The sequence below is a fragment of the Streptomyces sp. iso_384 genome, assembly GCF_056172905.1.
This window is the reverse complement of sequence record NZ_JBWBTT010000001.1, coordinates 6,422,441-6,444,006: the sequence shown is the minus strand read 5'-3', so window position 1 is coordinate 6,444,006 and position 21,566 is coordinate 6,422,441. Positions and strand designations below refer to the sequence as shown.

Below are 21,566 nucleotides of genomic sequence, written 5' to 3'. Positions count from 1 at the left end.
GTGACGGGTTTCCAGTTGAGCGCATGGGCATTCGCGTACGCGGACGAACGGGCCGAAAAGCGCGTCCGTTGGGCGCGGAAGGGGGCGGTCGGATGTAAATCGGGAGCGCACATCGCCCACGGACCCATCCGTCTCGCCACCACAAGGGTGTTCGGACGGCCGGTGCGGGGCGGAAGTCGCGGATGGCCCGCCGGAGGGCCGCGTCAGTTCAGCAGGGCGCGTGCGGCGTGGGCCTTGCGCCGGATGTTCTCGGCCGTCGTCGGCTCGATTCCGTCGAGGACTTCCGCATACTCCTCCATCTCCGCCGCCCCGCGCAGGAATTCACCGCGCTGGACGAGGAGCTGGGCATGCTCGTAGCGGAGCCTGGCCGGACGCGAGGGCAGCAGCAGCGACAGCTCCACCGCCCACAGGGCCACGTCCGTGCGCTCGGGCCGGGCCGCCGCCCACGCCCGTACGTTGTTCAGGATCCGCAGCACGATCTCCAGCGGCCGCGCGGGCACCGTCATCGACGGCTCCAGCGCGGTCCCGGTCGCCCCCGTGACCAGCAGCTCCGCGTCCTGCCCGGTCAGCGGCGCGCCCCCGGCGAACGGATCGGCCAGCACCGGGTGCTCCGGATCGCCGAAGCCGACGACGAAGTGGCCGGGCAGCGCCACCCCGTACACCGGAGCGCCCGCCCGCCTGGCGACCTCGATCCAGACGACCGACAGCAGGATCGGCAGGCCCCGGCGGCGGCGCAGCACCTGCTGGAGGAGCGAGGAGTCCAGCCGCTGGTAGTCCACCGACGAGCCGCCGAAGCCGCAGCGTTCGCCCAGCAGTTCGGCCAGCGCCGAGGCCCAGCCGGCGGGGGAGCGTGAGCCGTACGGCAGCAGCCCCGCCAGCCGGTCCAGCTCGATCTGCGCGGCGTCGATGCCGTACGGGTCGGGATCGGCTTCTCCCGGGACCACCGGGCGGACCTGGGCCGGGCCCACAGGTCCGGCCTCCGCGCCCAGCAGCAGACAGAGGAGAGCGAGGTCCGGACGCTCGGACCGGGCCTCCTCGGCGAACTGCCGCCGCCGCTCGGCCGTCCCGGAATCCAGCGCGCTCATATGCGGCCCATGCCCCTGCTCCTGTCGCCCACGTCGTTCCCGTGACCCGCGGCGTCCTTCCGATCCACGTCCCGGTGGCTCATCGCGTGGTTCCTCACGCCGAGCGGTAGTGGTGGTAGCGGTGGTGGGCCGCGAAGCCCATGCCGTCGTACAGCGCCCGCGCCCCTTCATTGTCCTCCTCCACCTGGAGCCAGGCCGCCGAGGCGCCCTCGTCCAGTGCCCGGCGCGCCAGCGCGGTCATCACCGTGGTTGCGAGCCCGCGCCGCCGCTGCTCCGGGTCGACCTCGACGGCCATGAAGCCGGCCCACCGCCCGTCCACGACACACCGCCCGATCGCGGCCGGCGCGCCGGACTCCCCGGGGACCGTGGCGAACCAGACCGAGGCGCCGCTGCCCAGCACCCGCAGCACCTGCGGACCGGGCGTCGAGAAGCGCTGGTAGCGGGCGAGCCAGGCCGTGTCCGGCTCGCGGCTCAGCCGGACCGCCGCGATGTCCGCGGCCACGTCGCCGACCGGCGCCAGCGCGGCGATCCGCACCTCCGCCGAGACCTCGCGCCGCCAGCCGTGCCGCTCCAGCTCCGCGCACAGGAGCTCCTGCGTGCCCTCGGCCCCGGTCGCCGTCTGGACGTACGCGGGCAGGCCCCGCTCCTCGTACCAGTCGCGGACCCGCGCCAGCGCCTCGCCGAGCGGCAGGCCCGGATCGCCGAGCGGCAGCGCGGAGTTGGCGCGCCGGGTGAAGCCCCCGGCGGCACGCAGCCGCCAGTCGCCCAGCGGTTCGCTCTCCACGGGCTGCCAGGCGCGCGCCGTGACGGCGGCCAGTTCCTCGAAGGAGGCGGCGGGGCCCCGACGGCGGGCCGGTGCGGCGGGCACGACCTTGCCCGCGACCAGTGCGGATTCCACGATGTGGACGGACTCCCCGCTCTTTCGTGTGATCGCGAGCACACCGTGGTCCCATGATGTGAGCACCCCGACCGTGTCGGTGAACTCCGTGCCCGCGCCGCCGCCGTCCGTCCGGCGCCGCACGGACACGCGTTTGCCCACGTCAGCGGGGGTGATGCGGACTTCCAGCCGTCCGCCGATGGTGAATTCCACAGCTCTCTCCGCCCCTCCTGTTCGGATCGTGCCCGAGAACGGAGATACTAGGGGCGGGCATCGACGACGCCGCGCTCCCGCGCGAGAGCCAACGCCCTACCGAGGAGGAACGACAGCGTGACCTACGTCATCGCGCAGCCTTGTGTCGACGTGAAGGACAAGGCCTGCATCGAAGAGTGCCCCGTCGACTGCATCTATGAGGGCCAGCGGTCCTTGTACATCCACCCGGACGAGTGTGTCGACTGCGGAGCCTGTGAGCCGGTCTGCCCGGTCGAGGCCATCTTCTACGAGGACGACACTCCCGAGGAGTGGAAGGACTACTACAAGGCGAACGTCGAGTTCTTCGACGACCTCGGCTCGCCGGGTGGTGCGTCCAAGCTCGGACTCATCGAGCGCGACCACGCGTTCGTCGCCGCACTGCCGCCGCAGAACCAGTAGGCGACGGCACCACGCGCGCGGCCCGGTCCCGTACGGCTTGTCACCGTGCGGGACCGAGGCGTTTTCCGTACGGCCGGGAACGGCCTGAGCAACCCGAGAAAGCAGAGCTCCGTGTCCGCACTCTCCTCCCGCCTGCCGGTCTTCCCCTGGGACAAGCTCGCGCCCTGCAAGTCGACGGCCCAGGCCCACCCGGACGGCATCGTGGACCTGTCCGTCGGCACCCCGGTCGACCCGGTCCCCGAGCTGATCCAGCGGGCCCTGGTCGCCGCGGCGGACAGCCCCGGGTATCCGACGGTGTGGGGGACCGAGGCCCTGCGCGACGCGCTCACCGGCTGGGTGGAGCGCCGGCTCGGCGCGGTCGGCGTGACCCACGCCAACGTGCTGCCGGTCGTCGGCTCCAAGGAGCTGGTGGCCTGGCTGCCGACGCAGCTCGGGCTCGGCGCCGGTGACAAGGTCGCCTACCCGCGGCTCGCCTACCCGACGTACGAGGTCGGAGCCCGGCTCTGCGGTGCGGAGCCCGTCGCCTACGACGACCCGACCGAGCTGGACCCCGCGGGGCTGAAGCTGCTCTGGCTGAACTCGCCGTCCAACCCGACCGGGAAGGTGCTGTCCCAGGACGAGCTGACCCGGATCGTCGCCTGGGCGCGCGAGCACGACGTCCTGGTCTTCAGCGACGAGTGCTACCTGGAGCTGGGCTGGGACGCCGAGCCGGTCTCGGTGCTCCACCCGGACGTCTGCGGCGGGCACTACGACGGCATCGTCGCCGTCCACTCGCTCTCCAAGCGCTCCAACCTGGCCGGTTACCGGGCCGCCTTCATCGCGGGCGACGCGGCCGTCCTCGGCGAACTGCTGCTGATCCGCAAGCACGGCGGGATGATGACGGCCGCCCCCGTCCAGGCCGCCACCGTCGCCGCCCTCGGCGACGACGTACACGTGTCCGAGCAGCGGGCCCGTTACGCGGACCGGCGCCTGGCCCTGCGCGCGGCCCTGGAGGCGCACGGCTTCCGGATCGAGCACAGCGAGGCGAGCCTCTACCTCTGGGCGACCCGCGACGAGCCGTGCTGGGACACCGTGGCGTACCTCGCGGAGCTGGGCATCCTGGTGGCGCCCGGCGACTTCTACGGTCCGGCGGGCGCGAGCTTCGTCCGGGTGGCGTTCACCGCGACCGACGAGCGGGTGGCGGCGGCGGTCAAGCGCCTGTCCTGACCCCGCCCGCCGCCGTGACGGCGGCACGACGCGCCGAGGGGCCTCGGGAGTGCGCACTCCCGAGGCCCCGAGGGCCTGTCGTCACCTTCCTGGTGCGGCGGCGGATCAGCCGCCGATCGGCAGACCACCCAGCGGCAGGCCGCCCTGGGTGAGGGAGTCGGTGGGCAGACCGCCACCGATGGCGTCCGTGGGCAGGCCGCCGCCGATCGCGTCGGTGGGCAGGCCGCCACCGGCGGCGTCGGCCACGCCGCCCACGGCCTGGCCCGCGTTGCCCGCGGTCTGGCCGGCAGTCTCCTGGGCGGCCGGGACGGCCACCGCGGCGGACTTGCCGACGGTCTGGCCCGCGGCCGGGAGCGCCGTGCCGACGAGCCGGCCACCGGTCTCACCGGCCGCCTGGGTGCCCTGCTGGGCGGCGCTGTCCACCGTGTTGCCGAGCCCGGCGCCGTCCAGCGCCGTCAGGCCGCCCAGGTCCGGGGTCGCCGGGAGATCTGCGGCGCTCGCGGCGCCGGCCGCACCGACCACGGGGGCTGCGCCTGCGGCGATCAGCAGCGCGGCACGAGCGATCCGACGGGTCAGGGGGAGGGACATGATGCTCCTTCAGCGGTTTGTGCACGAATCCGTCTGTCCGGTGATCGGACGCACTGATCAACCGCTTCGGGGGCGGGGAAGGTTGCGGTGGGCAAAGGTAAAGGCTGAGTAATGCGTCCGATAATCCGCAGCGGAAGAACCCGGGCAAACGATCCATACCGCCGGAGCCCGATGAACCGTCACTTCCCTTGCACGGCAAGGGAATCGGAGCGGGCCTGAGGGGCTTGGAGGAGCGGTGCGGAATGGGTCCCGGGGCGTGGCCCGCAGGGTCCGAACGGGTGACGAGCCGTACTACTGAACGACTCTGATCTTGACCGCGGACGTGCCCGTTTCGCTCCCCTTCGCGCGTTCCGTCCGCCAGCCCGTACCGGCGTCCCAGACCCGGTCCGCGTAGCTCACGCGCTCGATCCGCAGCGCCTCGGACTGCGCCACGGCCCAGTGCGCCAGCTCCCAGCCGCGCCGCGGCGAAGCCTTGTCCTCGGCCCGCGCCGAGGTCGCCGGAACGGGCACCGAGACGGTCGAGGCGGCGGACGCGCCCGCGGCCTTCGCGGCGGGCAGCACGTCCTTGCCGAAGGCCCGCACCAGCTCGGCCCGCACCTGCCCGGCATCCCCCGGACCGTCCGCCGTGGCCGTCGACGGGGTGCAGTTCAGCGAGGCCGGCCTGCGCCCGGTCAGCGCGGCGGCCAGCAGCGCGGCATCCGGCTCGTGCTTCGCGTACGCCTGCGGGAAACCGCTGCGCTGCACGCGCTGCGCGGCCACGGTCAGCGGCAGCCGCGAGTAGCCCGGGACCTCGGCGAGATGGTCGTAGAACTCACCGGCGGAGTAGACCGGGTCCATGAGCTGCTCGGGCGTGCCCCAGCCCTGCGACGGGCGCTGCTGGAACAGCCCCAGCGAGTCCCGGTCCCCGTAGTCGATGTTGCGGAGCGTGGACTCCTGGAGCGCGGTGGCCAGCGCGATCGTCACCGCCCGCTCGGGCATGCCCCGGGTGGTGCCGACCGCGGAGATCGTCGCCGCGTTCACCGCCTGGGCCAGGCTCATCTCGTACGTGTGCGACGTCCCGCCGTCCTCGTCGGTGGCCTCCACGACGCAGCGCGGCGGGTTCTTCGAGCCGGAGGAGGAGTACTGCACGGCCACGTAGCCGCCCAGGGCCGCGAGCACGGCGAAGGCGGCCGCGAATCGGAAGAGGCGGCTGCGACGGGCGGGGCTGGCTGTCCGGGGCACGGGCCCACCGTACTGGAGGGCCCGGTCCGGACCGATACCCCTGTCGCTTAGGGTCGGGCCCATGGCCGACAGCACACCTGACCCCGCCCTGGACCTCACCCTGGACGGACCGGCGCTCACCGCCCGGCTCGTCGACTTCCCCTCGGTCAGCGGGGAGGAGAAGGCCCTCGCCGACGCGATCGAATCGGCCCTGCGCGCCCTGCCCCACCTCACCGTCGACCGCCACGGCAACAACGTCGTGGCCCGGACGAACCTGGGCCGCGCCGAGCGCGTCGTCCTCGCCGGGCACATCGACACCGTGCCGATCGCCGACAACGTCCCCTCCCGCCTCGACGCGAACGGGATCCTCTGGGGCTGCGGGACCTCCGACATGAAGTCCGGTGTCGCCGTCCAGCTCCGGATCGCCGCGACGGTCCCCGAGCCCAACCGCGACCTGACCTTCATCTTCTACGACAACGAAGAGGTCGCCGCCCACCTCAACGGCCTCGGCCACATCGCCGAAGCGCACCCCGAGTGGCTCGCCGGAGACTTCGCGGTCCTCCTGGAGCCCTCCGACGGCGAGGTCGAGGGCGGCTGCCAGGGCACGCTCCGGGTCCACCTGCGGACGACGGGCGAGCGGGCCCACTCGGCGCGCAGCTGGATGGGGTCCAACGCCGTCCACGCGGCCGCCCCGATCCTGGCCGAGCTGGCGGCGTACGAGCCCCGCCGCCCGGTCATCGACGGCCTAGAGTACCACGAGGGGCTCAACGCGGTCGGCATCGAGGGCGGCGTCGCCACCAACGTCATCCCGGACGCCTGCACCGTCGTCGTCAACTACCGCTACGCCCCCGACCGCACCGAGGAGGAGGCGATCGCCCACGTCCGCGAGGTCTTCGCCGACTGCGGCGTGGCCGAGATCGTCATCGACGACCACTCCGGCGCCGCCATGCCCGGCCTCTCGCACCCGGCCGCCCAGGCGTTCATGACGGCCGTCGGCGGCACCGCCCGGCCCAAGTTCGGCTGGACCGACGTCTCCCGCTTCGGCGCACTCGGCGTCCCCGCGGTGAACTACGGCCCCGGCGACCCGATGTACGCCCACAAGCGCGACGAGCACGTGGCGGTCGAGAAGATCACCCACTGCGAGAGGCGCCTCCGCTCCTGGCTGACCGGCTGAGGCGCTGACCGGCTGACCGGTGGACGCCCCGCATTCCCCCGTACGTAACCTCCGCCGATCTACGCTGGCCGTACGCAGTACGACACGACCCAGCGCGACGCGGGTCGGTGGAGGGAGCGGAACATGGGCAACGCCGAGGACGCACGGATCCCCGAGGGTGCGGAGGTTCCCGAGGGAGCGGTCAGCCCCGAGGAACAGTGGCTGGGCCCGGTCCTGCGCCGCAGGGAGCAGGTCCAGCCCGGCACGACCGACCAGCGGCTGCTGGACTCCGAGGGCGACTCCGAGTGGGTGCACACCGACCCCTGGCGGGTGATGCGGATCCAGTCGGAGTTCGTCGAGGGCTTCGGCGCGCTCGCCGAACTGCCGAGCGCGATCAGCGTCTTCGGCTCGGCCCGCACCCCGGCCGGATCGCCGGAGTACGAGGCCGGGGTGGCGATCGGCAAGGCGCTGGTCGACGCCGGCTTCGCGGTGATCACCGGCGGCGGCCCGGGCGCGATGGAGGCCGCGAACCGGGGCGCCCGGGAGGCGAAGGGCGTCTCGGTAGGCCTGGGTATCGAGCTGCCCTTCGAGTCGGGTCTCAACCCGCACGTCGACATCGGGGTCAACTTCCGCTACTTCTTCGTCCGCAAGACGATGTTCGTGAAGTACGCCCAGGGCTTCGTGGTCCTGCCCGGCGGCCTCGGCACCCTGGACGAACTCTTCGAGGCCCTGACCCTCGTCCAGACCGGCAAGGTCACCCGCTTCCCGATCGTCCTGTTCGGCACCGCCTACTGGGGCGGCCTCGTCGACTGGCTCCGCGACACGGTGGTGGCCGGCGGCAAGGCCTCGGAGAAGGACCTGCTGCTCTTCCACGTGACGGACGACGTGGAGGAAGCGGTGATGCTGGTGACGAAGGAGGTCGGGCGGTAACCCCTTCAAGCCGCCCGGCTACCTTCAAGCCCGTCCGGCCGAATCCAGCCCGCCCGGCGTTCGAGGGCATCGTTGACCGGCACCTCCCGGACGGGCCCGCCACAATCAAGCCCGTCCGGCGATTGATGACATCTTTTCAGCCCCTCCGGCGCTTGAGGAGCGGGGCCCGGGGCAGCGCCCCAGGCCCCGCCCGCCGGGCAGACGGCCAGGAACTAGGCCAGCCCCCGCCGCGCCACGGCCGGCGCCCGATGCCCCGCGATCGACGCCACCATGTCCAGAACCTGCCGCGTTTCCGCCACCTCATGCACCCGATACACCCGCGCCCCCAGCCACGCCGAAACCGCCGTCGTCGCCAACGTGCCGACGACACGTTCCTTCACCGGCCGGTCCAGCGTCTCGCCCACGAAGTCCTTGTTGGACAGCGACACCAGCACCGGCCACCCGGTCTCCGCCATCTCCCCGAGCCGACGCGTCGCCTCCAGCGAGTGCCGGGTGTTCTTCCCGAAGTCATGACCCGGGTCGATCATGATCCCGTCCGCCCGCACCCCGAGCTCCACCGCCCGCTCGGCAAGCCCCACGGTCACCCGCAGGACGTCCGCCACGACGTCGTCGTACGCGATCCGGTGCGGCCGCGTCCGGGGCTCCGCGCCGCCCGCGTGCGTGCACACGAGCCCCGCCCCGTACCGCGCGGCGACCTCCGCCAGCTTCGGGTCCACCCCGCCCCACGCGTCGTTCAGCAGGTCCGCCCCGGCCTCGCAGACCGCCTCGCCCACGTCGTGCCGCCAGGTGTCGACGCTGATCACCACGTCCGGGTGGCGGCGGCGGACCTCGGCGACGAACCCGACCGTGCGGCGCGCCTCCTCCTCGGGGGTCACCTCCTCGCCGGGACCCGCCTTCACCCCGCCGATGTCGATGATCGCGGCGCCCTCGGCCACCGCCTGCTCGACCCGGGCGAGCGCCGGCTCGTCCCCGAACGTGGCGCCCTGGTCGTAGAAGGAGTCCGGGGTCCGGTTCACGATCGCCATGATCACCGGCTCGTGCGGCCCGAATTCCCGCCGCCCCAGCCTGAGTGCACCGCTTCGCATCCCGTCTTTCCTCCTCAGATAGCCCGCCTGCGACCCTAAGGCCTCCCGAGGTCGGCCCCGACTGTCCGTGCCGCATGGCACGATCGGAGCCGGACGAGGTTTCCGCCCCCGGGGAGATGCGCGTGTTCTGGTTCTTGCTGCTCACGATGGTCGTGGTCGTCACCGCGGTCACCCTCGCGGTGGTCGGCGGCGGTGGGAGCGCGGTGCTCCAGGACGTCCCGCCCGAGCGGTTCACCGACCCCCTGCCCACGAGCCGCCCGGTCGGCCGGGCGGACGTCGAGGCGCTGCGCCTGCCGATGGCCGCCCGCGGCTACCGCATGGCGGACGTCGACGAGGCCCTGTCCCGGCTCGGCGCCGAGCTGGCCGAGCGCGACGCCCGGATCGCGGAGCTGGAATCCACCCTGGCCGGGGCCCAGGCGGCCGCGGTGACGAGCGGCACCGACCTGTTCAAGCAGCCCGGCGACCGGCCCGCGGAGCCGGCAGACCGGGGCGAGGGCCCGGACCGCGCCGAGGAGGGCGGCCGATGAGCGCCGCACTGCCCGCCCCCGACGGCGGCCTGCGCTGCCCGTGGGGCCTGTCCACCGAGGACTACCTCGCCTACCACGACACCGAGTGGGGCCGGCCGGTCCACGGGGACGACGCCCTGTTCGAACGGCTCTGCCTGGAGGCCTTCCAGTCCGGGCTCTCCTGGCTCACGATCCTGCGCCGCCGCGCGACCTTCCGTACCGCGTTCGAGGGATTCCGGATCGGGGCGGTCGCGAAGTTCACCGACACCGACCGGGAGCGGCTCCTGGCCGACCCGGGAATCATCCGCAACAAGGCCAAGGTCGACGCGACCCTCGCCAACGCCAAGGTGCTCGCCGAGTGGCGGGCCGGGGAGCTGGACGAGCTGATCTGGTCCTACGCCCCCGACCCGGCCGGCCGTCCCGCCCCCCGCGCGCTGTCGGACGTCCCCGCGGTCACCCCGGAGTCCACCGCACTCGCCAAGGCGCTGAAGAAGCGCTCGATCCGCTTCGTCGGTCCCACCACCGCCTACGCGCTGATGCAGGCCTGCGGACTGGTCGACGACCACCTCGTGGACTGCGTGGCGCGCGGCGGCGGCAGCGCACCGGGCTGAGCCGCGGCTACTTCCCGAGGTAGACCGGCTTCTCCTTGGCGAGGAACGCCTCCACCGCGATGGTGTGGTCCTGCGACGCGCCCGCCCGGGTCTGGAGTTCGTCCTCCTTCTCCAGGGTCTCCGCGAGCGTGTGTCCGGCGCCGTACGCCATCGACTCCTTCAGCGCCGCGTACGCCACCGTGGGGCCGTCCGCGAGGGTGCGGGCCACCGCGGCCGCCTGCTCGGCCAGCTCGGCCGCCGGGACGACCCGGTTGACGATCCCCAGCTCCAGCGCGTCCTGCGCGGAGATCGACCGCGGGAAGAACAGCAGATCGGCGGCGCGGCTCTGCCCGATCAGCCGGGGCAGGGTCCAGGACACGCCCGAGTCCGCGGTGAGTGCGACGCCCGCGAACGAAGTGGTGAAGGAGGCGGTGTCCGCGACCACCCGGTAGTCCGCAGCCAGCGCGAAACCGAACCCCGCCCCGGCCGCGACGCCGTTCACCCCGGCGACCACCGGCTTGGCCATCTCCGTGATCGCCCGCACGATCGGGTTGTAGTGCTCCTGCACCGTGCTCAGCGCGTTCCCGCCGCCCGCCTCACGGGTGGCCGTGAGGGTGGCGACGTGCTCCTTGAGGTCCTGCCCGACACAGAAGGCGCGCCCGGTGGCCGTGAGCAGCACCGCCCGCACGCCCGCGTCCGCCGACGCCGCCCGCAGCGAGTCGCGCAGCGCGACCTTCGCCGCGGTGTTCATCGCGTTCATCGCGTCGGGCCGGTTGATCGTGATCGTCGCGAGCCCCTCGCTCACGTCGTACAGAACGGTGTTCGCCTGCTCGTCGGCCATTCCGGTGTCCCCTCGCTGTTCGGGCATCGTTGCTCCTTGCAGGCAAGCATGGCCGACGTGGACCGGGGCAGGGATGTGACCTGCGTCTAACAATTGGCCCTCACCTGGGGGTCCTGGGCGGCGCAGTATCGCAGCCGGATCGCCGAATTGGGTGGTTTTGCGAGAGCGCGTTGCGTAAGCGATGCAGACCGATGTTGGTCATCGGGGTCCTTGATGCGGGATAATGGCGAAGAAGCAATGTGTTCGATGCCGGTGAGGCAGCGCCTGTCATGGGGCCGCCGGTTGCGATGAGCTGGTTTCAGGAAGGGGAACGAGCATGGCGGCCATGAAGCCGCGGACGGGCGACGGCCCGCTCGAGGTGACAAAGGAGGGGCGGGGCATCGTCATGCGCGTTCCGCTCGAAGGCGGCGGTCGGCTTGTTGTCGAGCTGACTCCGGACGAGGCCGATGCCCTCGGCGACGCGCTGAAGAAGGTCGTCGGCTGACGCGGAACGCCCATCACCTTCACGACTGCCCGGCACGGTCTCCGTGCCGGGCAGTCGTGCGTTCGCCCGTCCGTGGTTCTCGCGCGGCTCAGCCGCGCCGGACCGCGCAGAGCAGTCCGTCGCCGACCGGCAGCAGGGTCGACATCAGCTCCTGGCTCTCGCGCACCGCCCGCAGCAGCTCGCGCAGCCGCAGCACCTCGGCCGGCTGGGCCGCGGAGTCGATGGTGCGGCCGTCCGCGAAGACGCCCTCGAAGCAGACCAGACCACCAGGACGCAGCAGGCGCAACGATTCAGCGAGCACATCGAGGCTCTCTAGGCGGTCGCCGTCGCAGAAGACGAGGTCGTAACCGCCGTCCGCGAGCCGGGGCAGGACGTCCAGGGCGCGGCCGGGGATGAAGCGGGCCCGGTTGGTGGCGAAGCCCGCCTCGCGGAACGCCTCCCGGGCGAACTGCTGACGCTCGGGCTCGGGGTCCACCGTGGTCAGGACCCCGTCCGGCCGCATTCCGTGCAGGAGATAGATGCCGGACACGCCCGTGCCCGTGCCGATCTCCGCCACCGCTTTGGCGTCCGCGGCGGCTGCCAGCAGGCGCAGCGCAGCGCCGGTGCCCGGTGACACCGGGCGAAGCCCCAGCTCGCGAGCCCGGTCCCGGGCCACGTGCAGTGCTTCGTCCTCGGCGACAAAGGCGTCGGCGAACGCCCAGCTCGTCTGCCGGTTGGCGGTAATGACCCTCTCCTGTCCCCGTAGTTGGCGCAACGGTGACTGTATCCGCTGGACCCGGGAACCCGCAGATGGGACCGGGCGTTGTGCAAGGAGTGGGGAAAGCGCAGTGACCAGGTCCGCGGATCGGACCGGCGAGCTGCGGCGAAGTCCCGGGTGACGCCCGGCCCCATCAGGGAAAAAGGCTTATCCGGAGCTAACGGGCGAGGTGGCTATGGTAGGGGCTCCACTGGACACCACCAGAGCCGATAGGGGAGGTGCGGCTGCGCCTGTGGACCGGGGAGGGGTGCTGAGGCGCCTGCTCAGGTCGGCCGGTGAGCCGAAATCCGTGACCAACATTGCTGACCGTTCTTCCGAAGACTCCGCACCGACCGCGACCTTCGCCTCTGATGCGGATTCTCAGGCGTGGACCCCACCCTCATGGGAAGAGATCGTCAGCACGCACAGCGGTCGCGTGTACCGCCTTGCCTACCGGCTGACGGGAAACCAGCACGACGCCGAGGACCTGACCCAGGAGGTCTTCGTCCGGGTGTTCCGCTCGCTGTCGACCTACACGCCCGGCACCTTCGAGGGCTGGCTGCACCGCATCACGACCAATCTCTTCCTGGACATGGTCCGGCGCAAGCAGCGCATCCGTTTCGACTCGCTCGGCGACGACGCGGCCGAGCGGCTGCCCAGCCGTGAGCCGTCCCCGCAGCAGGTCTTCAACGACACCCACTTCGACGCCGACGTGCAGCAGGCGCTGGACACCCTCGCGCCCGAATTCCGTGCGGCCGTGGTCCTCTGCGACATCGAGGGCCTCAGCTACGAGGAGATCGCCGCGACCCTCGGGGTGAAGCTCGGCACCGTCCGCAGCCGTATCCACCGCGGTCGCTCTCATCTGCGTAAGGCGCTCAAGCACCGTTCGCCCGAGGCCCGCGCCGAGCAGCGCTCCCTGGCGGACGCGGTCCTGGCGGGGGAGGGCGGACTGGCGTGAGCGGCACAGGACCCACCCCCGCGGAAGCGCACCTGGGGGACCGCCTCGCCGCGCTGGTCGACGGCGAGCTGAAACACGACGCCCGCGAGCGGGTCCTGGCCCACCTGGCGACCTGCGCCAAGTGCAAGGCCGAGGCCGATGCCCAGCGCCGCCTCAAGAGCGCCTTCGCCATGTCCGCCTCACCCTCGCCCTCCGAGGGGTTCCTGGCCCGCCTGCAGGGCCTTCCCGGGGGTCCTGGCGGCGACGACACCGGCTCCGGCGGTCCGTTCGGCGGCCGAGGCCCCTTCGCCGACGAGTTCTTCCCCGGGCTGCGGCCCTCCGCCGGCAGCACCCGCGCCGACACCGCGCCCTCTCCGCTGGACGGCTTCGGCTACCTCCCCGCCACCCACGGCTCCACCGCCGTGCTGCGCGGCGGTGGAGCTTCCGGTTCGGCCTTCCGCATACACGAGGTGGCCCGCGACGCGGACCGTTCGCCCTGGCGGGGACGGCGCTTCGCGTTCGCCGCGGCCAGCGCCGTCTCCCTCGCGGCCATCGCGCTGGGTGGCGCCCTGCCACTGGACTCCGGCCCCGAATCGCCCCTGCGCGCCGAGGGCACCGGGAACACCGTCACCCCGCTCGACGCCGAGACCCGCGCCGAGAGCGGTGCCACGGCGGTCAGCCGCCGGGGCGGCGGAGCCCTCGCGACGACCGGCGACGGCCCGGCGGCCGAGCGGCCCGTGTCCGGCACGGCCACGGCCGGGACGAACGGCATGCCTCCGTCGCTCACCGGGACGACCCCGGTGGTCCCGGCCGTCACTCCTCCGCCGAACCGGCAGGCGCCGCCGGCCGTTCCGCAGCTGTTCGGCGGCCCGGCCGCGGGCGTGCACCCCTTCACCCTTCCCGTGCTGAACGTGTCCGTGCCGCCGTTGATACGCCCGACGACGTCCGCGGCCCCGCTGCTGGCGGCGGCGCTCGGCGGCGGTGCGGTGCCGAAGTCCACGCCCTCCCCGGTCGTCCCGGGGCCGTCCCCGGGCTCGCCCACCAACGATCTGGCGAGCCCGCTTTCCCCCCGGCGCTGACCGGACCCTGCGCGGGGATTCGCAAACCTGGTTGAATTCCGGTGAGGGACGCCTCGGTGGGGCGTACAGAGGCCAGTTGCGGGGAGAGCATGGACGACGGGAAGCCCACCGGGCCGCAGGCGAAGTGGTGGAGCCGCCCCTCGGCGGCCGGCCCGGCCGCCGAGGACCGTACGCCGGCCGCGGAGGACCGCGAGCCGGTTGCCGAGGGTCGTGGTCCGGCCGTCGAGGACCATGAGCCGGCCGCCCAGAGCCCGGCCCCGGTTCCGGCGCAGCCTTCCGACAGCTCCGGGCGGCCGGACGAGCACGGCCAGGAGGTCCCGGGCCCCCGCCCGTCCGGGCAGCCGCTGCACGAGCCCGACGAGTACAGCACCCCGCCCTACGGCGGCCCCGGCCCCTGGGCGCCCGCCCCGCCGGTGCAGCGGCCGACCCCGGCCCACGGCACCGTCGTACCGCCGGGCGCCGGAGGACCGCCCCCGCAGTACGCCGCGACGAACGCCGCCGGCCCCCAGCCCCCCGCCCCGGCAGCCGCACCGCCCCCGCAGCCCGCACCTGCCGACGCCTTCGCACCCCCGCAGGGCGCCACGCCCGCCGACGGCTTCACGCCCCCGCACGCCCGGCCCGCCGACGCTTTCGCAGCCCCACAGCCCGCACCCGCCGACGCCTTCGCAGCCCCGCCGCCGCACCAGCACCCGGGTCCGGCGGCGCCCGGGCAGCAGCACACGCAGTGGCTCCAGTACGACCCGTGGAGCGCTCCGGGGCAGCCGCTGACCCGGCCCGGACCTCCCGAGGGCATGGAGCCCGGCGGCAGGAAGAAGCGCCGGGGCGGGGCGTTCATGGGGGTGCTCCTGCTGACCCTGGTCGCCGGCGGCATCGGCGGCGGCGTCGGCGCGTACATCGAGCGCAACGGCGGACTGACCACCGTCGAGCTGCCGCAGGCGACCCGCGACAGCGGCGACCGGGCCCCCGAGAGCGTCGCGGGCATCGCCGCCAGCGCCCTGCCCAGCGTGGTCACCCTGCACGTCAGCGGCACCGCCGAGTCCGGCACGGGCACCGGCTTCGTCCTCGACGGCCAGGGCCACATCCTCACCAACAACCACGTCGTCGCCCCGGCCGGGTCCAGCGGCGACATCACCGTGACGTTCAGCAGCGGCGAGACGGCCTCCGCCGAGCTCGTCGGCAAGGACAGCGGCTACGACCTCGCGGTCGTCCGGGTCCGCGGGGTCTCCGGCCTCAAGCCCCTGCCGCTCGGCAACTCCGACAACGTCCAGGTCGGCGACCCGGTGGTGGCCATCGGCGCCCCCTTCGACCTGTCCAACACGGTGACCTCGGGCATCATCAGCGCCAAGCAGCGGCCGATCACCGCGGGCGGCGAGAAGGGCGACGGCAGCGACATCAGTTACGTCGACGCCCTCCAGACCGACGCCCCGATCAACCCGGGCAACTCCGGCGGCCCCCTGGTCGACACCCAGGCCCATGTCATCGGTATCAACAGCGCCATCCGCGCCGCCGACAGCGGCCGGGGCCCCGAGGCGGGCGGCCAGTCCGGCTCCATCGGCCTCGGCTTCGCCATACCCATCAACCAGGGCAAGCGCGTCGCCGAGGAACTGATCAGCACCGGCAAGGCCACCCACCCGGTCATCGGCGTCACGCTGGACATGAAGTACACCGGCGACGGGGCCAAGGTCGGCACCAAGGGCGCCGACGGCACTCCCGCCGTCGCGAAGGACGGCCCCGCGGACAAGGCGGGCATCAGGTCCGGCGACGTCATCACCCAGGTCGAGGGCCAGCGGGTGCACAGCGGCGAGGAGCTGATCGTGAAGATCCGGGCCCACCGTCCGGGCGACGACCTCGACCTCAAGCTGACCCGCGGCGGCAAGGAGCGGACCGTGACCCTGAAGCTCGGCTCGGCGAGCGGCGGCTGATGCGGCTCCGGCAGCCGCCCGCGCCCGTGGTCGCACGGCCGCCCGCCCCGCGGCATCGCGAGGTACCGTCCGGACACCTTCGACAGGTACCTTTGAGCGGTCCGGGCAGCTGGGAGCCCCGGGCCGCGATCGCACGGAGAACACGCGGAGAACACGAGGAGCAGCAAGGTGTTCAATGACATAGGCGCACTGGAGCTGCTGACGCTCGGGGTGCTGGCCGTGCTGGTCTTCGGCCCCGACAAGCTGCCCAAGCTGATCCAGGACGTCACGCGCACCATCCGCAAGATCCGCGAGTTCTCGGACAGCGCCAAGGAAGACATCCGCTCCGAGCTCGGCCCGCAGTTCAAGGACTTCGAGTTCGAGGACCTCAACCCCAAGACGTTCGTCCGCAAGCAGCTCATGGACGGCAACGACGACCTGGGGCTCAAGGAGATCCGCGAGAGCTTCGACCTGCGCAAGGATCTCGCCGACGTCACCGACGCGGTCAACGGGCGTACCCCGGCCGCCTCCGATACCGCCAACAGTGCGGCGAACGGCTCGGCGGGCGCGTCGGCGGACGCTGCCACCACCAGCCTCACCAAGACCGGCGACACCGCTCCTGACCTGCTGAAGAAGACTCCGCCGCAGGCGCAGCCCGAGCGCCCGCCGTTCGACGCCGACGCCACCTGACGCGCCACCTGACCCCGGTCAATCCCGACTCGTCCGGAGGGTATGGCTATTCTCCATCTGTCCGGTTGCGAGGACGCCCAAGCCCGCGGGGGGCGGGCCGCTCCGGATCATGACTGATCGAGGAGGCGGCCGCGCAGATGGAGACGACGAGTCGGATTGATACGGACGGAGCACCGGGCACGGCCACGGCGGAGGAGGTGCCGGCGGCCCGGCGTACCGTCGACGGCTACCTGAAAGCGCCCTTTTCCTGGTACGGGCTGGACGAGGCCTTCACCGGCCCGCGCTGGCTGATGCAGGTCGGCACCGCGGCGGACGGCACGGTGCAGCACGGAGCGGTCGGGCACGGCGACGAGCCCTCCGTGAAGACGGACGGCTCCGCCGACAAGGAGCGGTTCGCCGCCGTGATCACGGTGGCCGCGAGCCCGGTGAGACGCAGCGGTGACGGTACGGGCGTGCTGGACGCCACCACCGTGTCCTCGGCGGCCTGGCTCGCGGGCTCCGGACTGCTGGCGTACACCTGGCCGCCGCAGATGGACCACTCCCTGCGCGACGACTGGCTGGACCAGCAGACCGAGACGGCGTTCACCCTCGCCGACGACCTCGGCAACGCGCCCTGGTCGACGCTCTCGCTGCCGGTGGACGGTGTCCCGGTGGAGTTCCACTACCGCGAGTCCGAGTTCGGCTGGGTGCTCGCCGGGTCGGCCCACGAGGGCGTGCACATCGGGGCGTACGGGCGGGGGATGAGCGCGTACGGTCTGGGCTTCGCGGTGATCAAGGACATCGCGACGTACGCGTAGGGCCGGGGGCGTCCGGCGGCCGCTTCGTCCTCGAACGCCGGACGGGCTGGATGCGCTCGGCCTGGTCCGTGTCGGCGGGAAGACGTCCTCAAGCGCCGGACGGGCCGGGCGGGTGTCCGGACGGGCTGAATGCGCTCGGTCTGAATGTGCTCGGCCGCGTCCGGCGCCGGGGCGGGAAAGACGCCCTCGAGCGCCGGACGGGCCGGGTGGGTCTCCGGGTGGGTCAGAACTTGTTGCGGGGGGTGATTCCCAGCGACATGCCCGACAGGCCGCGCTGACGGCCGCCCAGCTTCTGCGCGATCGAGCGCAGCGCGCTGCCGGCCGGGGAGTCCGGGTCGGACAGGACGACCGGCTTGCCCTCGTCGCCGCCCTCGCGCAGCCGTACGTCGATCGGGATCGAGCCGAGCACCGGCACCTCGGCGCCGACCGTGCGCGTCAGCCCCTCGGCGACGCGCGCGCCGCCGCCCGAGCCGAACACATCGACCATCTCGTCGCAGTGCGGGCACGGCATGCCCGACATGTTCTCCACCACGCCGACGATCTTCTGGTGGGTCTGCACGGCGATCGAGCCGGCCCGCTCGGCCACCTCGGCCGCCGCCTGCTGCGGGGTCGTGACGACCAGGATCTCGGCGCCCGGCACGAGCTGTGCCACCGAGATCGCGATGTCGCCGGTGCCCGGCGGCAGGTCCAGGAGCAGGACGTCCAGGTCGCCCCAGAACACATCGGCGAGGAACTGCTGCAGTGCTCGGTGCAGCATCGGACCGCGCCAGACCACGGGCGCGTTGCCCGGGGTGAACATGCCGATCGAGATGACCTTCACACCGTGTGCGGACGGCGGCATGATCATGTTCTCGACCTGGGTGGGCTTGCCGTCCGCGCCGAGCATCCGGGGCACGCTGTGCCCGTAGATGTCCGCGTCCACGACGCCGACCTTCAGCCCGTCGGCCGCCATCGCGGCGGCGAGGTTCACCGTCACCGAGGACTTGCCGACGCCGCCCTTGCCGGAGGCGACCGCGTAGACCCGGGTCAGCGAGCCGGGCTGGGCGAAGGGCACCTCACGCTCGGCGGTGCCGCCGCGCAGCGAGCTCGCCAGGTCCTTGCGCTGTTCGTCGCTCATGACGTCGAGGGTCACCTCGACCCGCGAGACGCCCTCGACCCGGGCGACCGCGTCGGTCACGTTCCGGGTGATCGTGTCGCGCATCGGACAACCGGAGACCGTGAGATACACCGTGACAGCGACTACACCGTCAGGATCGATCTCGACCGATTTCACCATGCCCAGCTCGGTGATCGGGCGGTGGATCTCCGGGTCGTTCACTGTCGACAGTGCCTCAAGCACCGCGTCTTCCGTAGCCATACCGACGATGTTACGGCGCTGGGCCCTACGGGCGGGTAGCCCGTCAACGGTCGCCTTCGTCACTCCGGGACGTGAGGAGGATCTGCCGGTCCTCCATGTCTCTCACCATGTCCTGGAGTTCCGAGCGGATCCAGTCGCGGGTGGCGACCTCGCCGAGGCCCATCCGCAGCGCCGCGATCTCCCGGCTGAGGAACTCGGTGTCGGCGATGGAGCGCTCGTTCTGCTTGCGGTCCTGCTCGTGGGTGACCCGGTCGCGGTCGTCCTGCCGGTTCTGCGCGAGCAGGATCAGCGGGGCCGCGTAGGAGGCCTGGAGCGAGAGCATCAGGGTCAGGAAGATGAACGGGTACTCGTCCCAGCGCAGATCCTTCGGCGCCCAGACGTTCCACGCCACCCAGACGATGATGATCAGCGTCATCCAGACGATGAACCGTCCGGTCCCCAGGAACCGCGCGATCCGCTCGGAGAACCGGCCGAACGCCTCCGGGTCGTACTCCGGCAGCAGCCGGCGCCGCGGCGACTTCGGCTGGTCGAGCCGGGTCCGCGGCGGGCGCACCAGGCCGGACGCGCCCGTCGACGCGGCCTTCGACCGCTCCTCACCGGCCATGCCGGATGCCCTCCTCGCCGTGGAAATCGGTCTCGCGCCAGTCCTCGGGCAGCAGGTGGTCCAGGACGTCGTCCACGGTCACCGCGCCCAGCAGCGAACCGCTCTCGTCCACGACGGGCGCCGAGACCAGGTTGTACGCGGCCAGATAGCTGGTCACCGTCGGGAGCGGGGTGTCCGGGGGCAGCGGCACCAGATCGCTGTCGACGATCGAGCTGACCAGCGTGAACGGCGGGTCGCGCAGCAGCCGCTGGAAGTGCACGGTGCCCAGGTACTTCCCGGTCGGCGTCTCGTCGGGCGAGCGGCACACGTACACCTGTGCGGCGAGCGCCGGCGACAGGTCCTGCTGACGGACCCGGGCGAGCGCGTCGGCCACCGTGGCGTCCGGGCGCAGCACGATCGGCTCGGTCGTCATCAGACCGCCCGCCGTGCGCTCCTCGTACGCCATCAGCCGGCGCACATCGGCGGCGTCGTCCGGCCGCATCAGGGTCAGCAGCCGCTCCTTGTCCTCCTCGGGCAGCTCGGAGAGCAGGTCGGCCGCGTCGTCCGGGTCCATCGCCTCCAGGACGTCGGCGGCCCGTTCCTCCTTGAGCTTGCCGAGGATCTCCACCTGGTCGTCCTCGGGCAGCTCCTCCAGGACGTCGGCGAGCCGGTCGTCGTCCAGCGCGGCGGCCACCTCGACCCGGCGCTTGGGGGAGAGGTGGTGCAGGGCGTTGGCCACATCGGCCGGGCGCAGCCGCTCGAACGTGGCGACCAGGTTCTCCGCGCCCTGCCCGTGCTCCTCCAGCGAGAAGCCGCTGACCGCCGACCACTCCACCGTCAGCGTCTCGCCCTTGCGGCGCAGCGCCCCGCCGCGCCCCTTGCGGACGAAGTACTTGTCGATCTCCCAGTCGCGGCGGGCTGGCAGCTGCTGGATGGCCACGTCCAGGACGGTGACCTCCTCACCTTCCTGGCCATGGCCATCCACCAGCCGCACCCGCCGGTCGAGGAACTCGCCGAGGACGAGCCGTTCGGTGGGCCGCTGTTCGAAGCGGCGCATGTTGACCACACCGGTGGTGATGACCTGGCCGGACTCCACGCCGGTCACCCGGGTCATCGGCAGAAAGATCCGCCGCCGGCTGACCACCTCGACGACCAGACCCAGGATGCGCGGCGGCCGTCCGCCGACCCGCAACATCGCCACCAGGTCCCGGACCCGGCCGACCTGGTCACCGTTCGGATCGAACACGGGTACCCCGGAGAGATGCGAGACGAAGACCCTGGGGGCTCCTGCCGCCATGCGCCGCCTCCTTCTCCGTGCTTCTCCGCGCTTCTTCGTGACCGGCCTCCGCGACCAGCGCGTTTCACCGTACGCGGACAGTCGTACGTCGGGATCAGGCTAGCCCGTGCCGCCGCACCGCGCCCCGACGGACCCGTCCGTACGGCTGGCCGCCGGAGGGCGCGCTCCGCACGGGTACGCTGCCGTCTGCCACCCCCGATCGCAGTTGAGAGGCAGTGCGCCCGTGACCTCTTTTGCCCCGGCCGTGCGGAACCATCGCCGGACCGCCCTCGCTCTGGTGCTGTGCGGAGGGCTCACCGTGGCCCTGGCCGCCTGCGGCACGGAGGAGGACCCGGACAAGGGGACCAACGGCGTCGCCAGACTCACCGCCGCCGAGATCGACAAGAAGGCCAGAGCGGCGGCCGACGCGGCCAGTGCCGTACGGCTGTCGGGCACGCTCGTCAGCAAGGGCGGCACCTACCGGCTGGAGATGAAGCTCAACGCACGGGGCGGCTTGGGCTCGGTGACCTCGAAGAAGCAGAGCTTCGCGCTGCTGCGGGTCGAGGACGAACTCTTCCTGAAGGCGCCCGCCGAGTTCTGGACCCACGAGGGCAGCGCCGATGCGGGCGGGTCCGCCGATGTGGCGGCCGCCGACAAGCTGGGCGGCAAGTACGTGAAGGTCCCCGAGGACGACCCCAGCTACCGCCAGCTGCGCGGCTTCACCGACAAGAAGGTGCTGCTCGACGGGCTCCTCGCGCTCCACGGCAAGGTCAACAAGGGCGGCCGTGACACGGTCGCCGGGCAGCGCACCATCCAGATCCTGGGCGGCAAGGGCGAGGGCGGGGCCTTCGACGTATCGCTGGAGGAGCAGCCGTATCCGGTGCGGGTGGCCCGGGGCGGCGGCGGGGGCACGGTCACCCTGGCCGACTGGGGCAAGGCCTTCCCGCTGGAGGCCCCGCAGGAGGACGACACCGTCGACTACGGCGGCCAGCTCCCCAAGTCCTCCGGCTGATC

General features: G+C 72.5%; 23 protein-coding genes. 13 read left to right on the top strand and 10 right to left on the bottom strand.

Annotated elements, in window-relative coordinates:
• Positions 1-203 precede the first annotated feature (203 nt).
• Both AC0VY3_RS28815 and AC0VY3_RS28810 read right to left on the bottom strand, forming a co-directional pair.
• Entirely contained in the window at positions 204-1,085 is an 882-nt protein-coding gene (locus AC0VY3_RS28815; RefSeq protein ID WP_103507015.1) for a transglutaminase-like and tetratricopeptide repeat-containing protein, read from the bottom strand.
• Positions 1,086-1,179: 94 nt separating this feature from the next.
• Positions 1,180-2,175 (bottom strand): GNAT family N-acetyltransferase, encoded by a 996-nt coding sequence (locus AC0VY3_RS28810; protein ID WP_103507016.1) that lies wholly within the window; start codon positions 2,173-2,175, stop codon positions 1,180-1,182.
• Positions 2,176-2,292: 117 nt separating this feature from the next.
• On the opposite strand from AC0VY3_RS28810, the gene fdxA reads away from it, so the two are divergent.
• Positions 2,293-2,613, top strand: a complete 321-nt coding sequence (fdxA, locus tag AC0VY3_RS28805; protein WP_065490770.1) for a ferredoxin — start codon at positions 2,293-2,295, stop codon at positions 2,611-2,613.
• A 111-nt stretch (positions 2,614-2,724) separates the two neighbouring features.
• Positions 2,725-3,819: a succinyldiaminopimelate transaminase gene (gene dapC / locus AC0VY3_RS28800; RefSeq protein ID WP_103507017.1), complete on the top strand. Its 1,095-nt coding sequence runs from the start codon at positions 2,725-2,727 to the stop codon at positions 3,817-3,819.
• Positions 3,820-3,924: 105 nt separating this feature from the next.
• On the opposite strand, the gene AC0VY3_RS28795 is transcribed toward dapC, so the two are convergent.
• Together AC0VY3_RS28795 and AC0VY3_RS28790 are read right to left on the bottom strand one after the other, a co-directional pair.
• Complete coding sequence (locus AC0VY3_RS28795) at positions 3,925-4,407, bottom strand: ATP-binding protein (protein ID WP_475550928.1); 483 nt, start codon at positions 4,405-4,407, stop codon at positions 3,925-3,927.
• A gap of 291 nt (positions 4,408-4,698) precedes the next feature.
• Entirely contained in the window at positions 4,699-5,628 is a 930-nt protein-coding gene (locus AC0VY3_RS28790; protein WP_181011059.1) for a VldE C-terminal domain-containing protein, read from the bottom strand.
• A 61-nt stretch (positions 5,629-5,689) separates the two neighbouring features.
• Here AC0VY3_RS28790 and dapE point away from each other — a divergent pair, with 61 nt between their 5' ends.
• Together dapE and AC0VY3_RS28780 are read left to right on the top strand one after the other, a co-directional pair.
• A complete protein-coding gene (gene dapE / locus AC0VY3_RS28785) occupies positions 5,690-6,781 on the top strand; it encodes a succinyl-diaminopimelate desuccinylase (RefSeq protein WP_242741244.1) in 1,092 nt (363 codons plus the stop codon).
• 123 nt (positions 6,782-6,904) lie between these two features.
• A complete protein-coding gene (locus AC0VY3_RS28780) occupies positions 6,905-7,690 on the top strand; it encodes an LOG family protein (RefSeq protein ID WP_103511794.1) in 786 nt (261 codons plus the stop codon).
• Positions 7,691-7,902: 212 nt separating this feature from the next.
• Here the strand turns inward: AC0VY3_RS28780 and folP are convergent, their stop codons facing one another.
• On the bottom strand, positions 7,903-8,775 hold the full coding sequence (folP, locus tag AC0VY3_RS28775; protein WP_103511795.1) for a dihydropteroate synthase: 873 nt from the start codon (positions 8,773-8,775) through the stop codon (positions 7,903-7,905).
• 116 nt (positions 8,776-8,891) lie between these two features.
• Here folP and AC0VY3_RS28770 point away from each other — a divergent pair, with 116 nt between their 5' ends.
• Positions 8,892-9,302 (top strand): cell division protein DivIVA, encoded by a 411-nt coding sequence (locus AC0VY3_RS28770; protein WP_242741824.1) that lies wholly within the window; start codon positions 8,892-8,894, stop codon positions 9,300-9,302.
• Positions 9,299-9,892, top strand: a complete 594-nt coding sequence (locus AC0VY3_RS28765) for a DNA-3-methyladenine glycosylase I (RefSeq protein ID WP_103511797.1) — start codon at positions 9,299-9,301, stop codon at positions 9,890-9,892. Before AC0VY3_RS28770 ends, AC0VY3_RS28765 begins: the two co-directional genes overlap by 4 nt.
• A gap of 7 nt (positions 9,893-9,899) precedes the next feature.
• On the opposite strand, the gene chcB is transcribed toward AC0VY3_RS28765, so the two are convergent.
• Positions 9,900-10,712: a 2-cyclohexenylcarbonyl CoA isomerase gene (gene chcB, locus AC0VY3_RS28760; RefSeq protein ID WP_103511798.1), complete on the bottom strand. Its 813-nt coding sequence runs from the start codon at positions 10,710-10,712 to the stop codon at positions 9,900-9,902.
• 316 nt (positions 10,713-11,028) lie between these two features.
• Between chcB and AC0VY3_RS28755 the strand changes: the two genes are divergently transcribed.
• Entirely contained in the window at positions 11,029-11,196 is a 168-nt protein-coding gene (locus tag AC0VY3_RS28755) for a DUF3117 domain-containing protein (RefSeq protein ID WP_003966491.1), read from the top strand.
• A gap of 88 nt (positions 11,197-11,284) precedes the next feature.
• On the opposite strand, the gene AC0VY3_RS28750 is transcribed toward AC0VY3_RS28755, so the two are convergent.
• Positions 11,285-11,950 carry an O-methyltransferase gene (locus AC0VY3_RS28750; protein WP_103511799.1) on the bottom strand — a complete coding sequence of 222 codons (666 nt, stop codon included), beginning with the start codon at positions 11,948-11,950 and terminating at the stop codon, positions 11,285-11,287.
• A gap of 178 nt (positions 11,951-12,128) precedes the next feature.
• Between AC0VY3_RS28750 and sigE the strand changes: the two genes are divergently transcribed.
• The 5 genes from sigE (at position 12,129) to AC0VY3_RS28725 (ending at position 17,336) form a co-directional block, all read left to right on the top strand.
• The gene (gene sigE / locus AC0VY3_RS28745) at positions 12,129-12,890 is read left to right on the top strand and encodes an RNA polymerase sigma factor SigE (protein ID WP_170994517.1); all 762 of its coding nucleotides are present in this window, start codon (positions 12,129-12,131) and stop codon (positions 12,888-12,890) included.
• The gene (locus tag AC0VY3_RS28740) at positions 12,887-13,948 is read left to right on the top strand and encodes an anti-sigma factor family protein (RefSeq protein WP_475550927.1); all 1,062 of its coding nucleotides are present in this window, start codon (positions 12,887-12,889) and stop codon (positions 13,946-13,948) included. Before sigE ends, AC0VY3_RS28740 begins: the two co-directional genes overlap by 4 nt.
• An 89-nt stretch (positions 13,949-14,037) precedes the next feature.
• On the top strand, positions 14,038-15,870 hold the full coding sequence (locus AC0VY3_RS28735; protein ID WP_475550926.1) for a S1C family serine protease: 1,833 nt from the start codon (positions 14,038-14,040) through the stop codon (positions 15,868-15,870).
• 168 nt (positions 15,871-16,038) lie between these two features.
• Positions 16,039-16,539, top strand: a complete 501-nt coding sequence (locus AC0VY3_RS28730; protein ID WP_103506900.1) for a sec-independent translocase — start codon at positions 16,039-16,041, stop codon at positions 16,537-16,539.
• A gap of 137 nt (positions 16,540-16,676) precedes the next feature.
• Positions 16,677-17,336: a hypothetical protein gene (locus AC0VY3_RS28725; RefSeq protein WP_103506901.1), complete on the top strand. Its 660-nt coding sequence runs from the start codon at positions 16,677-16,679 to the stop codon at positions 17,334-17,336.
• Between the two features lie 223 nt (positions 17,337-17,559).
• Here AC0VY3_RS28725 and AC0VY3_RS28720 read toward each other — a convergent pair whose 3' ends face one another.
• The 3 genes from AC0VY3_RS28720 to AC0VY3_RS28710 are packed head-to-tail and all read right to left on the bottom strand — an operon-like array spanning position 17,560 to position 20,573.
• A complete protein-coding gene (locus AC0VY3_RS28720) occupies positions 17,560-18,693 on the bottom strand; it encodes an Mrp/NBP35 family ATP-binding protein (protein WP_030082902.1) in 1,134 nt (377 codons plus the stop codon).
• A gap of 43 nt (positions 18,694-18,736) precedes the next feature.
• On the bottom strand, positions 18,737-19,297 hold the full coding sequence (locus AC0VY3_RS28715; protein WP_475550925.1) for a DUF1003 domain-containing protein: 561 nt from the start codon (positions 19,295-19,297) through the stop codon (positions 18,737-18,739).
• Positions 19,287-20,573 (bottom strand): magnesium transporter MgtE N-terminal domain-containing protein, encoded by a 1,287-nt coding sequence (locus tag AC0VY3_RS28710; RefSeq protein ID WP_103506903.1) that lies wholly within the window; start codon positions 20,571-20,573, stop codon positions 19,287-19,289. The genes AC0VY3_RS28715 and AC0VY3_RS28710 overlap by 11 nt, the downstream gene beginning before the upstream one ends.
• Positions 20,574-20,796: 223 nt before the next feature.
• On the opposite strand from AC0VY3_RS28710, the gene AC0VY3_RS28705 reads away from it, so the two are divergent.
• A complete protein-coding gene (locus tag AC0VY3_RS28705) occupies positions 20,797-21,564 on the top strand; it encodes a hypothetical protein (RefSeq protein ID WP_103506904.1) in 768 nt (255 codons plus the stop codon).
• Positions 21,565-21,566 lie beyond the last annotated feature (2 nt).